The 15376-nt window shown below is 36.0% G+C and carries 16 protein-coding genes; 6 read left to right on the top strand and 10 right to left on the bottom strand.

The genetic code is table 11. The annotated features are described in order from the left end of the window. The first annotated feature begins 11 nt into the window (after positions 1-11). The 4 genes from KHA94_RS00775 (at position 12) to KHA94_RS00760 (ending at position 3125) form a co-directional block, all read left to right on the top strand. A complete protein-coding gene (locus KHA94_RS00775) occupies positions 12-1379 on the top strand; it encodes a YheC/YheD family endospore coat-associated protein (protein WP_213100269.1) in 1368 nt (455 codons plus the stop codon). Further along, the gene (locus KHA94_RS00770; protein ID WP_213100268.1) at positions 1376-2551 is read left to right on the top strand and encodes a YheC/YheD family endospore coat-associated protein; all 1176 of its coding nucleotides are present in this window, start codon (positions 1376-1378) and stop codon (positions 2549-2551) included. The genes KHA94_RS00775 and KHA94_RS00770 overlap by 4 nt, the downstream gene beginning before the upstream one ends. Before the next feature lie 113 nt (positions 2552-2664). Beyond that, a complete protein-coding gene (locus tag KHA94_RS00765; RefSeq protein ID WP_213100267.1) occupies positions 2665-2877 on the top strand; it encodes a YheE family protein in 213 nt (70 codons plus the stop codon). Between the two features lie 62 nt (positions 2878-2939). Further along, positions 2940-3125, top strand: coding sequence for a hypothetical protein (locus KHA94_RS00760; RefSeq protein WP_213100266.1), 186 nt, complete (start codon positions 2940-2942; stop codon positions 3123-3125). A gap of 60 nt (positions 3126-3185) precedes the next feature. Here KHA94_RS00760 and KHA94_RS00755 read toward each other — a convergent pair whose 3' ends face one another. Further along, positions 3186-3428, bottom strand: coding sequence for a hypothetical protein (locus tag KHA94_RS00755; protein WP_213100265.1), 243 nt, complete (start codon positions 3426-3428; stop codon positions 3186-3188). Positions 3429-3745: 317 nt separating this feature from the next. Between KHA94_RS00755 and KHA94_RS00750 the strand changes: the two genes are divergently transcribed. Beyond that, a complete protein-coding gene (locus tag KHA94_RS00750) occupies positions 3746-3967 on the top strand; it encodes an alpha/beta-type small acid-soluble spore protein (RefSeq protein ID WP_213100264.1) in 222 nt (73 codons plus the stop codon). 104 nt (positions 3968-4071) lie between these two features. Here KHA94_RS00750 and fumC read toward each other — a convergent pair whose 3' ends face one another. The 9 genes from fumC to KHA94_RS00705 all read right to left on the bottom strand — a co-directional run bounded on the left by fumC (position 4072) and on the right by KHA94_RS00705 (position 13756). Continuing rightward, entirely contained in the window at positions 4072-5445 is a 1374-nt protein-coding gene (gene fumC, locus KHA94_RS00745) for a class II fumarate hydratase (protein ID WP_213100263.1), read from the bottom strand. Positions 5446-5799: 354 nt separating this feature from the next. Further along, positions 5800-6114, bottom strand: coding sequence for a YbjQ family protein (locus tag KHA94_RS00740; RefSeq protein ID WP_213100262.1), 315 nt, complete (start codon positions 6112-6114; stop codon positions 5800-5802). Positions 6115-6311: 197 nt separating this feature from the next. Next, positions 6312-6521 carry a sigma-Y antisigma factor component gene (locus KHA94_RS00735; protein WP_213100261.1) on the bottom strand — a complete coding sequence of 70 codons (210 nt, stop codon included), beginning with the start codon at positions 6519-6521 and terminating at the stop codon, positions 6312-6314. Next, positions 6518-6865, bottom strand: a complete 348-nt coding sequence (locus KHA94_RS00730) for a YxlC family protein (RefSeq protein ID WP_213100260.1) — start codon at positions 6863-6865, stop codon at positions 6518-6520. The genes KHA94_RS00735 and KHA94_RS00730 overlap by 4 nt, the downstream gene beginning before the upstream one ends. Continuing rightward, on the bottom strand, positions 6837-7382 hold the full coding sequence (sigY, locus tag KHA94_RS00725; protein ID WP_213100259.1) for an RNA polymerase sigma factor SigY: 546 nt from the start codon (positions 7380-7382) through the stop codon (positions 6837-6839). The genes KHA94_RS00730 and sigY overlap by 29 nt, the downstream gene beginning before the upstream one ends. A gap of 423 nt (positions 7383-7805) precedes the next feature. Beyond that, entirely contained in the window at positions 7806-9842 is a 2037-nt protein-coding gene (locus tag KHA94_RS00720) for a transglycosylase domain-containing protein (RefSeq protein ID WP_213100258.1), read from the bottom strand. A gap of 550 nt (positions 9843-10392) precedes the next feature. Beyond that, on the bottom strand, positions 10393-10860 hold the full coding sequence (locus KHA94_RS00715) for a helix-turn-helix transcriptional regulator (protein WP_213100257.1): 468 nt from the start codon (positions 10858-10860) through the stop codon (positions 10393-10395). Between the two features lie 671 nt (positions 10861-11531). Further along, the gene (gene feoB, locus KHA94_RS00710) at positions 11532-13535 is read right to left on the bottom strand and encodes a ferrous iron transport protein B (RefSeq protein WP_213100256.1); all 2004 of its coding nucleotides are present in this window, start codon (positions 13533-13535) and stop codon (positions 11532-11534) included. Beyond that, positions 13535-13756 carry a FeoA family protein gene (locus KHA94_RS00705; RefSeq protein ID WP_420828137.1) on the bottom strand — a complete coding sequence of 74 codons (222 nt, stop codon included), beginning with the start codon at positions 13754-13756 and terminating at the stop codon, positions 13535-13537. Before KHA94_RS00705 ends, feoB begins: the two co-directional genes overlap by 1 nt. A gap of 333 nt (positions 13757-14089) precedes the next feature. On the opposite strand from KHA94_RS00705, the gene KHA94_RS00700 reads away from it, so the two are divergent. Further along, a complete protein-coding gene (locus KHA94_RS00700; RefSeq protein WP_213100255.1) occupies positions 14090-15244 on the top strand; it encodes a histidine kinase N-terminal domain-containing protein in 1155 nt (384 codons plus the stop codon). Positions 15245-15376 lie beyond the last annotated feature (132 nt).

Genomic DNA, 15376 nt, shown 5'->3' with positions numbered 1-15376 from the left:
GAGACGTTAAAATGAGAAAACAATATCAGGTAGAAATTCTTCATGACATCTCCCGAAAGGTCCGTATTCCAAAAGATTTTTACCATAAAAAAAAATTATCGAAATTAGCGTTTGGATCTCACTCAATTGATATATTAATTGAATATCAACCAAGCGGCAGAAATGTAATTAGTTTAAGTAAAGATGTAGCAGATCAACTTAAATTCCCCAATATGAACGTTCCACTTCATCTATTCACTGATAATGAAACCTTATTCCTTGGCCCGCTTGTAGGTATATTCACATCAGGCTTTACATTCTTTCCAATGAGACCGATAGGAGAACGCAGTTTGTTTTTTGCTAAATTGCTTTCTGTCAAAAAGTCAGTAGGTGCCTTGCCCTTTGTTTTCGGTGAGCAGCATATTAATTGGGAAGATGGAACAATAAAGGGGTTATTTTATCAACAAGATGGCTGGGAGATTTATGAAGTTCCCTTTCCTAATGTGATTTATGATCGTCTGCCAAATCGTAAAAGTGAACGACAGACCGAACAGAAAAAAGTTAAAGAACGGTTGCAAATAGAATATTTAATTCCATGGTATAACCCTGGCTTTTTCAATAAACTTGATGTATATGAAAGGCTTCTTCAAAATGAAAAAATTTCAATGTATTTACCAGAAACACATGCCTTTTCGTCTTTTTCAGGAATAGAAAGAATGCTTGGAGAATACGGTCATGTTTATATAAAGCCAGTAAATGGAAGTCTCGGGCTAGGAATTCATCAAATTTTATACAATAAAGCAGATGGTTTCTATTATTGCCGCTTCCGTGATCATCTTGGAGAAAATAAACTTCAAAAGTTTAGCAGCTTGGAGTCGTTAATGAACCAAGTCTTTGTAGGAAAAAAACTGAATCGAATGCTTATCCAGCAGGGGATTCATTTGCTTCGAACAGAAGGACGCACATTTGATTTTCGAATTCATACAAATAAAGATGACCATGGCAATTGGGTTGTTACAGCAATGGCTGCTAAGGTTGCGGGGGCAGGAAGTGTTACAACACATGTCAACAGTGGTGGAGTAATAAAAACAATTTCCGAAGTATTTACTTCCACGGAAGAACAAATTCTGGCGGAATCAAAATTAGAAGAAGCTGCCCTTTTATTGAGTAAAGCTCTAGAAGAGAATATTGAGGGAATCATTGGTGAAATTGGTTTTGACCTCGGACTTGATCGAAAAGGGGACGTTTGGCTATTTGAAGCAAATTCAAAACCTGGAAGATCCATTTTCAAACATCCTCAGCTGAAGGATTTCGATTTTCTCACTAGGAAACTTTCACTTTCTTTTGCAGTTTTTCTTGCTGAAAGAGCTATTACTAGTCCAGAGGAAGTTTTTAAATGAATTTATATTATTCCTTAGAGAATAAAGAATGGTTTACTCATTCTAGCGAAAGGCTCGTGACGATTGGCAGCCATCTGCATCCAGTAAAAAAATATCAAACAATTCCAGCCGAAAATCTTCTTGCCTTTAACATCGACATAAATAATTCCATTCCACTAATCGGCATACTAACAGGAAGAAATAAGGATAATAACGTCATAGGGAATGGACAATTATTTAAAGAGCTGCAGAAAGAAATCCTAAAAAACGGCGGAATTTCCGTCGTTTTCACTCCTCAGAATATTTCTGATAGTCTAAATGGGTTTATTTTCGTCCCTAATGAGGATAAATGGTTTCCTGTAAAATCTCCTCTTCCCCATGTTGTCTATAACCGTGTTCCCTTTCGAAAACAAGAAAAATCTATTTCATTTTATAAAACCTATCAATATTTTCAAAGTAAGCAAATTCCCTTTTTTAATGCCTTTTTTCTTAATAAGTTTGAAGTTAATCAATTGTTATCTCGAGACCCTTATCTTCAACCATTCATTCCTGAAACCATTATTGCTGCTGAAGAATCCTCACTTCTACTGCTTCTTAACAAGCATAAAAGCCTATATTTAAAACCAGCGCTTGGATCAAAGGGAAGCGGTATCTATCAGATTTATTTGAATCAGGATGGATCTATCAAAATGAATGGCTTAAAAAATTGTTTTACATTTAAAGATTTCCTTTCATTTTGGGGAGAGTGGGGTCCGAAGCTTATGGAAAAGACGTATATCGCTCAAGAAGCAATTACTCCATTATTATATAAAGGTAAGCGCTTTGATTTCCGTGTGCTCGTTCATTTTTCAAAAAATAGATATCAGCCGACTGGAATTGGCATTAGACAATCTCAGAAACAGGAAATTACTACACATATACCTAATGGTGGTCTTTTAATTCCCTATCATCATATTCAAACGAAGGAACATGATCAGTTTTTTGCAGATACAGCACATCGGATCGGTCTTCTTTTGTCTGAAGAAATGGGTTTTTTTGGAGAATTTTCAATTGATGTTGGTATATCTTCTAACGGGAAGTATGTCATTTATGAAATTAATTCAAAGCCAATGCGATTTGATGAAGAAGAAATCGAGAAGAAACGAATTCATTTACTTACTGAGCTTTTCTTTGAATTCGCTGGTTTAAGATAATCTCTTCAAGTAAGCCTGTTTTTAAGGAATTAAACTGGATTAAAATTGTTACAATTTTTTTTCTTGGGTTGTTTGACAAGATTGGGTAAAATGGTATTAAAGGGGGCAGCGATATGTTAACACATTTTCAATACAAGCCATTATACGAAAATAAACAATTACCAGGCTGGAAGTTTTCATTTTACTATAATAAGCAAATGTTTAATGGGATTTATCATCAAAATGGAAAAATTGAATGGACATCCGCTACTCCAAATGGAGAAGATGAAATTAAGCTGATGGAACAAATTCATGAATTAATGCTTTTCCATGTTTATGATCAATAATTTAGTATATTTCGGAACCTTCTTTGAAAAAATAGATTAAACGGCCAAAGGAGGAATCAACATTGTCTAAAAATAAAAAAGTACAAGCCGATTCACATCATGAGGGCAGAGACAAGTCCTTTATGGATATCGATCGAATGATAAACGAAGGAATGTCTGGAGGGTCTGTCCATATGAGGGAAGAAACGGCGAACATTGAGGAAGCTAGAGAACTTTATGATGAAGAACCACCATTTAAAGCCGAGTAAAAACAAATATATAATAACAAAAGAAAGGAACCCTTCTCAAGTAAGGTGTTCCTTTTTCGTTTATTCTTTAATTAGTCTCACTTCATTTATTCCACAAACAGTGCATTTTAATAAATGTGGGCATTCTCTATTTTCATAATCTGCTGGGTAGCCATCCTCCATTTTCATTTGATCAATAGGCATGTATGGACTGTAATCATCATAATAATCCATGATCCTGCCATTATCCATTAATGCATTTCCACATGAAGAGCAAGCTATTTTAATTTCTTCAAACCCATTGCAAATTGGACAAAAAGCCATATCTCTTTCCTCTCCATTCAAAATAATTAGAAAATAGCTGGATGCCTTTCAAGACTTAAGCTTAAACTAAGCTTCCGTTAACTTATAGCGTTCGTTTCTCTTTTTAAAGTTATGTAAATTTCATTAGGAAACAATTCCCACACTTTTTTTAAGAATAAACTTCTCGAAAACAAACATAATAGAGAGTAAACACAGCGACTTGCAGCTTTCTACTAACCGCTGGGTTAAACCACTTAGAGGTAACAAGTTCAACTTGTGTCGGTGCAATTCCGGCTAGCCCAACCAATATTAAAAATAATATGAGGAGATGAAACATTATGAATAACCAAACATCTAACAGAAGCAATTCCTCAAACCAATTAGTTGTACCTGGAGTAGCACAAGCACTTGACCAAATGAAGTTTGAAATTGCAAATGAATTTGGTGTAAACTTAGGTGCTGATACTACATCTCGTGCCAACGGATCAGTTGGAGGAGAAATTACAAAACGCCTAGTGCAAATGGCTGAGCAACAACTTGGCGGTTTTCAACAACAATAATTTGTTTAATATAATTTAATATGATATGGCTTGGCCCCCAGTAAATGGGGGCCTTTTCATTGATGTAAAGAATGCTTCCTGCAATAATCTTTACGATTATTAAATTACACCATCTTTTTAGGATCAACCCATTCATCATACTGCCCATTCGTAACATACCCGGACTTTAAAGCAGCTGATTTTAATGTACTATTTTCTTTAAAAGCTAGCTTGGCAATTTCAGCAGCTTTTTCATATCCAATATGTGGATTTAGCGCGGTAACAAGCATAAGTGACCTTTTCACATGTTCGTCTATTACCTCTTCATTTGCCTCTAAGCCTACCATACATTTCTCATTGAATGATCTCATTCCATCAGCTAATAGACGAATACTCTGGAGGAGGTTATAGATAATGACTGGTTTAAAGACATTTAGTTCGAAGTTTCCTTGGCTTGCCGCAAATACGATCGCTGCATCATTTCCAAGGATTTGACAGGCAACCATCGTCAATGCTTCACTTTGTGTTGGGTTTACTTTCCCAGGCATAATTGAACTACCTGGTTCATTTGCCGGTATCGATAATTCCCCTATCCCACTTCTTGGTCCACTCGCTAGCCATCTTACATCATTGGCTATCTTCATCAGGTCAGCTGCTAGAGCTTTTAATGCTCCATGGACATGAACAATTTCATTATGACTTGTCAGTCCTTGGAATTTATTAGCTGAAGAACGAAATGGGTGACCAGTTAGATTGGCAATTTCTAAAGCCACTTCATTACCAAATGATTTATGGGCATTAATTCCTGTCCCAACAGCCGTTCCACCAATCGCTAAATCGAGGAGATGGATCATCGCCTCTGAAATCATTCGTTCGTTTTTATCTAACATGGCCCTCCAGCCGCTTATTTCCTGCCCTAATGTTAATGGTGTAGCATCTTGGAGATGAGTTCTCCCGATTTTGACAATATGTGCAAACGCTTTTTCCTTTTGATTGATCGTCCCTTTCAATTTTTGAAGTGATGGAATAAGCTTTTCTGCTATCTCGATAAAAGCAGCAACATGCATGGCTGTTGGGAATGTATCATTCGAGCTTTGAGACATATTAACATCGTCATTTGGATGGACACTATCTCCTTTTTCTTGTAGCAGTTCATTCGCCCTTCTAGCAACCACTTCATTAATATTCATATTTGTTTGCGTTCCGCTCCCTGTTTGCCAAACGGCTAGTGGGAAATGTTCATCAAACCTTCCTTGTAAAATCTCTAGAGTTGCTTGAGTAATCGCAATCTTTTTTTCCTCTTGCAGTTTTCCAAGCCTATGATTTACAATGGCTGCTGCATTCTTTATTTTCGCAAAAGCATAAATAACCTCCTTAGGCATTTTTTCAATCCCAATTTTAAAATTATCTTTACTTCTTTGTGTTTGTGCTCCCCAATATTTATCAGCTGGAACTCTCACTTTCCCAAGTGTGTCTTGTTCAATCCGAAAACCAGTCATTTAATACCTCCTTAGAAATTGAAGTTTCACTATATATTCTATTCCCTATTTTTCAATTTTTATGGGCATAAAGTGAAACTTCCATCAGTGGGGGTCTTACTGCCCGTTAATCTGCGATAAAAAAAACTGCTTTGCAATTAAGCAAGCAGTTTTAGTGTTTTATAACTGTATAACCTATAAAATAACCAAGTACCATAATACTAGCTATCGCTAATGTAATTGAGAATTGTTCCATCTTGAATCCCCCATAAAAATATAAATTTAATTTATACCATAAAAATAACATATTAATTAGGGGAATTTTCGAACAAATAGCAACATTCCGTGACAAGAAAGTGAATATTTTATGAACATTTAGTCTACAATTACTGCTGTTCCATAAGCAATAATTTCTGAGGCATTTTGCATGACTGCAGCCGATTGCAGACGCATGCCAATGATTGCATTTGCGCCTTTTGCTTTAGCATCCTCTACCATACGCCCAATTGCTTTTTGTCTTGCCTCTTCCATCATTTCTGTATATTCACTAATTTCTCCACCTACAATTGTCCTTAAGCCGGCCATAATGTCTTTACCAATATGCTTGGATTGAATACAGCCTCCTCTTACAAAGCCTATTATCTCCTTTACCTCTTTCCCTGGTATAGAATCAATAGTTACGATAATCATTACGACTCTCCTCCAATTTTTCTTTCTTTCTCTCCATGATTAAAATGATAAAAATGATGATTATTAGAAATGCATAGATCGCAAAAATGAATATTGCTGCTTTTATATTTATAAACAACATTACAAACCCAAGTAGCTGACAAATAGTGCTTAGTAATAGAAAAAACTGCTTAAATTTTCTCACTAGCCTTCATCCTTTAATTCTGTTTTTTGCTACTTTTATGCCAAAGCTTCCTCACAAAGTAAAGATAGACAAGGGTTGGCATTGGTGCCTGTATCAATCCAAGAATACCCCATAACCAATAATTATGCCCATGCTTTCTAGCATTTGAAAATAAAAAGATACTTTGACTTATGAGAATGACTGCAACAACAATGAGTAATGGGACAGAAATTTCTTCATTCATGTTTCCTTCACCTGTTTAACATGCTGAATCGTAAAGTATACGGCAATAAAAATTGTTACTAGTCCTTGTATAGTAAAAAAGACAACCGGAATACTATATAAAGCAAACAGTATGGTACTCAATACAAGCATGGCAACAAGGGTAAACAGTGTTACATCGAATATAAGCTTTTTTCTTATATTCTTTTTTTCTTCTACTACTAAATTTTCAAACCATTCAATATTAGGTGTATAAACTAGATCACTTTTTTCAACGGATTCTAGGCCCAGCTCAATTTCCTTTATTACTTCAAATAATCCCTCATCTATTTGCTCGTTATCTCTCAAGTCTCTCTGTTTCGTCATTTAGCCTCAGCTCCTTTCTTACAGCCAAAAGCCCATTATGAACTCTTGATTTGATTGTCCCAGGTGACAGCTTCATCATTTCCCCAATTTCATCATATGAATAGCCATAATAATGTCTTAAAATAATCGGAATGCGCACGTCATTAGCAATCTTCCCTAATGCGGACAATGCATCATTCCACTCTTCATTTCGGCTTTCCATTTGCCATTTAAGCTTGCGAAAATTTTCCTCTTCCTGCTGCCAGCTTTTTTCTCTTTTCTTTCTCCGTTGCTGATCAATATATAAATTAGTCGCGATGGAAATGAGCCATGAGGAAAACTTCGATTTATATTGATATAAATGAATTTTCTCTATACATCTTGCCATCGTTTCCTGTGCTAGCTCTTCAGATAAATCTGGATTCAACGTCACCTTAATTAAATACTTGACCAAGAATGGATAATTATGTTGAAAAAGCGTAGCAAAGGCGCGCTTATCTCCTGACTTTGCGCTTTGAATGAGCACTATCTCCTCCATCTGATTTAGTTCCTCTCTTTCCTTACATCCCGCTTCTTCCATTCAATACTTTAATTGTTAGACGGTTAACACCTTAAATTCGTTCACTTATGATAAAATTTTTTTAAAATCCTTGACTATGTTAAACTTCCCTGTTGATTTCCGCTGCAGGCACTTAGCGATCGCGGGCGGGTCCGGAAGCCTCCTCGTCGCTATCGCTCCTGCGGGGTCTCCCTTTGACTCGCTTCTCCCGCAGGACGTTGAATAATCTTCCCCGAATAAACACCGCACGAAGGAAATGCGAATGCATTTTCAAGGATTTCGCGCCTTCCGCTCCAATCAACAACAAAATAGCATTTTCAACACTAAGCAATAACACAACCACATCCTTTATAAACAACATTTTACCAAAAAAAGCACGGCCCCATAATAGGACCGCACTTTCTAATCATTTTTTTCACCTTTATTTTTCTTCTCTTTCTTTTTCAATTTTTTCTTTTCTTTTTCTATCTGCTTTTTCAGTTTGTCAGTATTTTTCTTAATGCTATTTTTATATTCCTTAATTTGTTCTTCTTGCTTTCTCTTTTCAATCAATGGCGCAATATGGGGAACTTGAAAGGAAACTGACTCTTCGTTATTTAATGCTTTAGACATTATTTCTCTAAAAATTGGAGCAGTTCCCTCTCCACTTGTTGTTGTTAAATAATGGTTACTATCCGTTCTGTCATATCCTACCCAGACCGCTCCTACAAGCTGGGGGGTGTATCCAACAAACCATTGATCTTTTATCCCGTTTACACCATCAATCGGTACTTGGGTGGAGCCTGTTTTTCCCGCTACTTCTCTTCCAGGAATTTGTGCAGCTTTCCCTGATCCATGTTCAACGACTCCAAGAAGCATGGTCGTGATTTTATCTGCTACTTCTTTCGTTGTAACCCGTGTTTTTTTACCATCCCATTTTGCGATTTCTTTACCATTTGAATCCAAAATTTTTGTAATAGAGTGGGCTTCATATTTTTCTCCTCCATTAGCAAAAACAGTGTAAGCTTCCGCCATGTTTAATGGGGACACACCTTTGTTTGTTCCACCAAGAGCAAGTGCCAGATTATTATTAATTGCCTCTTCCGGTATCCCGAATCTCTTGGCAGCATCAATTCCTTTTTCAAGTCCAATCTCATTGAGAAGCCATACAGCAGGAATATTTAGAGAGTCCATTACTGCTTCGTACATTGGAACTTGGCCACGGAATTGAAAATTATAATTATTAGGCTCATAATCACCGAACTTCATTTTTTCATCTTTTAATTCATCCGTAATATCCCAGCCATTTTCAAGTGCAGGTGTATATGGGACTATCGGCTTCATTGTTGAGCCTGGCTGTCCAACAGGATGGATTGCCCGATTATGGCCAAGCAATGTATGCTCACCTCTGCCTCCAACAAGTGCACGAACTCCCCCGCTTTTTGGATCTATGAGAATGGCTCCACTCTGAACGATTTGATCCTCTTTCCCTTCAGGAAACATCGAGTCATTCAAATAAGTGTCCTCAACTGCTGTTTGCATAGATGGGTCTAGCTCTGTGTAAATACGATAACCGCCTGTTAATAAATCATCGAGCGTAAGTCCGTACTTTTTCATCCCTTCCTCTAGTACATAGTCAACATAGTAGGGATATTTTCCTTTAAAAGGATCATCACCTTTATCATCAAAAACTAGCTGTTCATTTTTAGCTTCTTCATATTGCTCCTTCGTTATAAAACCGTTCGTTTTCATTTGCTGTAAAACAATATCCCTGCGTTCTATCGCTTTTTTCTCATTCTTATATGGATTTATTGAAGATGGAGCTTTAATCAAACCTGCTAATAGAGCAGATTCACTTATGGTCAGATCCTTGACTTCCTTTCCAAAATACTTCGCTGCAGCCCGTTTTATCCCCCATGATCCTTCTCCAAAATAGATTTGATTTAAATACATTTGAAGAATTTCATCTTTTGAATATACTTTATCAATTTCTCTTGCAAGAAAAATCTCCTCTATTTTACGTTTATATGTTTTTTCAGAAGAGAGAATAGCATTTTTCGTTAATTGCTGTGTGATTGTGCTCCCGCCTTCCACAATTTCACCAGCTTTTAAATTTTTAAAAAACGCCCTTCCTATACCAATAAAATCTATGCCATTATGCTCATAAAAACGGTGATCTTCAATTGCAATTACTGCATTTTTCATATGGTCAGGTATTTCTTGAATGGATACCCCTTCTACTTTATTAGATGTAATTTTGCTTGCAACTTCACCATTCACATCATAAATGATCGTCGATTGATCAAGGCCATCATTTAATGCACTAATGTCTGCATTTTTTGAGAAATAATAAAAAAAGCTCAAAAATGCTAACACTGCCGTAGATGCAGATAATATAGCAATCTGAGTCATATGCTTCTTCTTCCAAAACTTCTGGAACTTTTTAATATAATTACTCATATTACCTCCAAAACAATTCATAGCTGTATGATTCAATAGTTGTTCAATAAAGAATTCGAAGATATAAGGAGATTTATGAGGGTAAATATTTATAATTGGTTATTTCTGCAAAAAAAAGATTGTATTAAAACTCGGTGATGATAATGCTATTTTGGCTAATAGGAAAGTTTAAGTTTATTAAAGTACTAAAGTAAAGTGTGTGTTCAATTAAATATCTGCTAATAAGATCGCATAAGAAAAACTAAGACATTCGCCAAAAAGGACTTGGCGAACGCCTAGTTTTTCTAATTGTTGATTTTCGCGGCAGGCGCGAGATCCTCGAAAATGCTAACACATTTCCTTTGTGCAGTGATTATTCTAGGAAGCTTATTCAATGTCCTGCGGGAGTATGAGTCAAAGGGAGACCCCGCAGGAGCGATAGCGACGAGGAGGCTTCCGGACCGCCCGCGACGCTTTAGTGCCTGCAGTGGAAATCAACAAAGACGTTTAACATAGCAAAAAAGAGGCAAAGTAAAAAGAGGCAGCTACTCTACTTCACTTAACCCAATTTTTACAATCCCCTGTTTTTTTCACTCACTAATTCTGAAAATCTTTCTTTCGAAGAAGCCTCATCAAAACTGCTAAAAATACGGAAATGATCTTCATCAATAATCCGAAAATGCTGACTAATCATATTTTGCTGAAGCACCAAGCCATTTTGTTTATCTACTTCTCTCCACCATATTTTACCGCCCATTGTTTTTTCTTTACGGTAGTCAATCCCTTCACGAGCAATTATTTCTAGAACCTCGAGGGGCTCATTTCCAAATAAGAAACGTACTGTTTCTGTTTCCCGAAATAAAGCACAAATCGTTACGACTGTAGACCATCCTGCCTCTACTCGGCCTTTTTCAATTTGTACGAGAGTCTTCTTGGATACACCTATAATTTCTGCCATTTTGTCCTGTGTATACCCTGCCTCTGTACGAATAAGACGTACTTTTTCAGATACTCTAAAAATAATTTCATCTCGAGTCAATGTCTGCCTCATCCCTTTAAAATATTGTGTACAATCGCACGTCCTTCAATTATAAAGATGTAATTGAGAATTGACAATTAGAAAAACTTTACATTTGCCAAGTCCTTTTGGAAAATGCTTATTTTTCCTTTGCTAATCTCCTTTGCGGTGACATAAACTAAATTTTATTTTACTTTAATACATTAATAACTTGAATGCTCCTACAAGTTAAATAAACTGCTGTGTAGATAACAACAGTTTATTTAGCAAATGTCTATGGTTACCTATTATTTACTTTTTGACCATCTGAGATTGTGCTGCATGAACTTGAACAGGATTTTTTCAGTGAACAGCTTGAACATTTTCCATGCTTGGACTTTTTAATAAAGTGAAACATCCATCAGTGGGGGTTTTTTTCATCCCCCACTGATGGTTAATTGCGGCCCACAGGAAGTGGGTCACGCAGACGTTGCCACACGATGTGGCGCTTTTAGTCTGTGTTCATTTTACGGGCTTTTACGGGCAGTTGTCCCCCACCTATCTTCCTCGCTTCTCTCTCAATCTTGAGGTGGGGGTCTTACTGCCCGTTAATGCGGGATAAAATTGAATAAGGCCCAGCTCGCATATCCGAAAATCAATACTCCGATTATAATATTTGCTGCCATTGTCATCCCCCCTGAATTTAGCTTACTTTATACAAGACCAAGCAGCTTTCCTCCCTGATAAATCACGAAAGAAAGAATATAGGCAATTATTAATGCATATCCAATCGAAAAGACGGTCCACCTTTTCGAACCTGTTTCTTTATAAATCGTTGCAGTAGTAGCAAGACATGGAATGTACAATAAAATAAAGATCATGAAGCTGTACGCTGATAGAGGGGTGAAATAATTAGAAAGCAGCCCCTGTAAACTTGCTTCATCTGGAACAAAATAAATAATATTCATCGTAGAAATAATTGCTTCTTTTGCCAAAAATCCAGTAATAAGAGATGCCCCCGCTTGCCAAGAATTAAATCCGATAGGTTCAAATAATGGAGCTATGAATCCACCAATCACTGCTAAGTAGCTATCATCTAAAGCTACATTCATTCCGCTAGGGCCTGCATAGGATAAGAGCCAAATAAAAACAGAGCCAGCAAATATAAATGTTCCGGCTTTCTTAATAAAGCCTTTTCCCTTATCCCATGTGCTTCTCCATAAAGCTCTGAACTGCGGCAAACGATATGGAGGCAGTTCGATAACAAATAATGATGTCTCACCTTTTAAGATAGTGGTAGAAAAAACTTTAGCTAGAATAAGGGCTACAGCAATCCCTAATACATAAATCGATAGAACAATTAAGGCTTTTTGTTGAACAAAAAATGCACCGACAAAAAGAGCGTAAATAGGCAATCGTGCAGAACAGGACATTAACGGTGTTAACAATATCGTTAAGAGCCTTTCCTTCGGTGTTTCAATCGTCCTAGCAGCCATAATGCCAGGTACATTACATCCGAATCCAATCATCATTGGGATAAATGCTTTCCCATTTAAGCCTACTGCTTCCATCAAACGATCCATTACAAGGGCAACCCGTGCCATATATCCTGAATCCTCAAGTAAAGAGATGAAAAAGAAAAGAATAAATATTTGTGGTACAAAGACAAGTACTCCCCCTACACCTGCTACAATGCCATCAAGAATTAATGCATGAATGAAATCAGAGGCTCCAACATAACTTAACAAGCTTTCAATTCCCGAAGCAATAGGACCAGTTATTAATCTATCTAGGTAATCAGATAAAGGAAATCCAAGCCAATCAAAAGTTAGCATAAACATTAAATACATAAGTAAAAAGAAAATCGGCAAACCTAATATTTTATTTGTGACGATCGCATCAATTTTTTCAGACAATGGCGTCTTTGTTAAATTCCTTTTAATAGCTGAATCAGCAATAATCCAATCAATTTTCGCTTTTCTTTTTTGAAAAATGAATAGCTCCAAGGAAGTCTGATAGTTTGTGTTTATCGTGTTTTTAATTTGCTGCAAAAATAAATTGAGCCTCTCTTCACCTATTACACTATACAAATATTGTTTCACATATTGATTCCCTTCAAAAAGTTGAAGAGCTAACCAGCGAACAGAATAGTTCTGTTTTCCTTCCAATAATTCTGCTAGCTTTCCTATAGCTTCCTCAATTTCTGTCCCATAATGAACGAGAGAGGCGTTTGGGGTTGGGATACCCCCTTCTGTAATAGTCGCCGCAAGATCTGTACAGCCCTTCCCTGTTCTAGCAACAACAGGAGCAACAGGTATACCAAGTGTTTGCGATAATTTCACTGGATCTACATGAATCCCTCTTTTTGAAGCAACATCCATCATGTTTAACCCAATAATAGTAGGCTTTCCATATTCTAAAAGCTGGATCGTTAAATACAAATTCCTCTCTATTTGAGAAGCATCTAGAATATTCAGCATTTTATCAACTTTTTCTGTTAATAAAAATTGTGTTACAACCCCTTCATCCTTTGACAGTGGATTAAGTGTATATATTCCAGGCAAATCAATTAATCTATCCTTATTGTTCTTAAAAATTCCTATCTTTTTTTCTACCGTAACTCCGCTCCAGTTCCCCACATATTCATAGGAACCAGTTAAATTATTAAAAAGGGAGGTTTTCCCTGTATTCGGATTCCCAATAAGAGCAATATCCATTATAATTTCTCCACTTCAATTTGGATTGCTTCTTTTCTGCGAATGCCAATACATTGTCCACAAGATTCGACCATCACTGGGCCGCCAAAAGGCATGACACATTTCAAACATACTTCAGATCCCTCTGTAATTCCAAGGTCTAACAAACGGCGGCGTACTAATAGATCAGTATTAGATATATGAAGAATTCTACCTTTTTCACCTTTTTTTAATTTTCCAATCAAGACAATCACCCATTTTATTTATTTGTGTATTAATTGAGAATGATTATCTTTATATATAACAAGACTAAAGAATAAATACTGTGACAAAAATCACAGATTCTTAATGAAAATGTGACAATCAATTTTGACTTACACATTTATATCAGCTATTTAAAATACGTACTATTCCATATTTTTCAATTCTTCACTTTGTGATATTTTTTGACAAAGAAAGAGTAGGCTCGAAGAACTGTTTTTTAATTCGTTTTATTTCGACAAAGGAAATTTCCAAAAAAGCTAGAAGTTTATATAAATATGAAAGATATTTTTTAATGAGGAATGGAGAGAAAAATGTTAACACGGACAAATAGAATTGTAGTTGAGCTTTTACAAAGTGAAAAGGAAAAAATGCTGACTGACTGGGAACAGAAAATATTAGTTTCGTCTAATGATCCTTTTAAAGATAGAATGAAGGAAAATGGTGAAGTATTATTTTACCTTCTTACACAATGCTTTACGAATAAAAGGGATGATTTAAATAAGATAATTCGCTCATTTTCAATTTCAATTGCGGATCAACGTGTAAAAGCAGGAATGAATATTGGAGATTTTGTTTACAATGTAAATCTTGCCCGCTCCATCTTCCAAGAAAGTCTAAATCAAATGAATCTTGAATGGCAGGAAATTCTGGAATATACGCAAAATATCCAATTTTGCTTTGATCAGTTTTTATATTTTTCTGTATCCTATTACAGTGATGTAAAAAACCAGATTATTGAGGAAAAAACTAAGTTTATCGATACGAGCCATAAAGATCGACTTACGTTGTTAGGGCAGATGACCTCTAGTTTCATCCACGAGTTTCGTAACCCACTTACCTCTGTACAAGGCTTCATTCAATTGCTAAAGGCTGAAAATCAAAACATGAAGTATTTAGATATCATTTCGATTGAATTAGAGCAATTGAATTTTCGTATTTCACAGTTCCTCTTACTATCTAAGAAAGAATTGATTGGCAAAGAGAAAGTTTGTTTTTCATTCAATGAAATCATTGAGGAAGTATTAGTTTTCCTATATCCAAGTATATTAGATGGCAAAGTTAAAATAGTTAAACATCTCGACGAGGAAATACATCTATGGGGTTATGAAGACGAAATCAGACAGGTTCTAATTAATATTATTTTTAATGCAATTGACGTATTACACACGGATACAACAGACCCTCTGATCAAAATTATCAGCCATTCCTTAGATAATTCCTATATAAAGCTTGAGATCGCTAATAATGGACCTAAAATACCACCGCATCTTGTCCAGTCAATCTTCGAACCATTTGTTACGACAAAATCACTTGGGACCGGGCTTGGGCTATTTGTTTGCAAAGAAATAATTGAGAAGCATAAAGGCACTCTTGAATGTGAAACACAGGAAGAGTTAACCGTTTTCAGTATCACTCTTCCTATTGCCGAATCGAATACTATTAAGCCCGACACTATTAATGTTTAAGTCAACTTGTTTTTTCTAGATCAACCGACATTTACACCTAATGAGAGAATATGATATTGAATCTGAATTTTCCTTTTTTTGAATAATTTTGTGTACATTCACAGGTTTTCGTTTTATGATTGGATATACTTC

This window comes from Cytobacillus citreus (assembly GCF_018343665.1).
In the GTDB taxonomy this organism is placed as follows: Bacteria; Bacillota; Bacilli; order Bacillales; family Cytobacillaceae; genus Cytobacillus; species Cytobacillus citreus.
The sequence above is the reverse complement of the archived record's forward strand: the minus strand, read 5'-3'. Positions and strand labels throughout refer to the sequence as shown.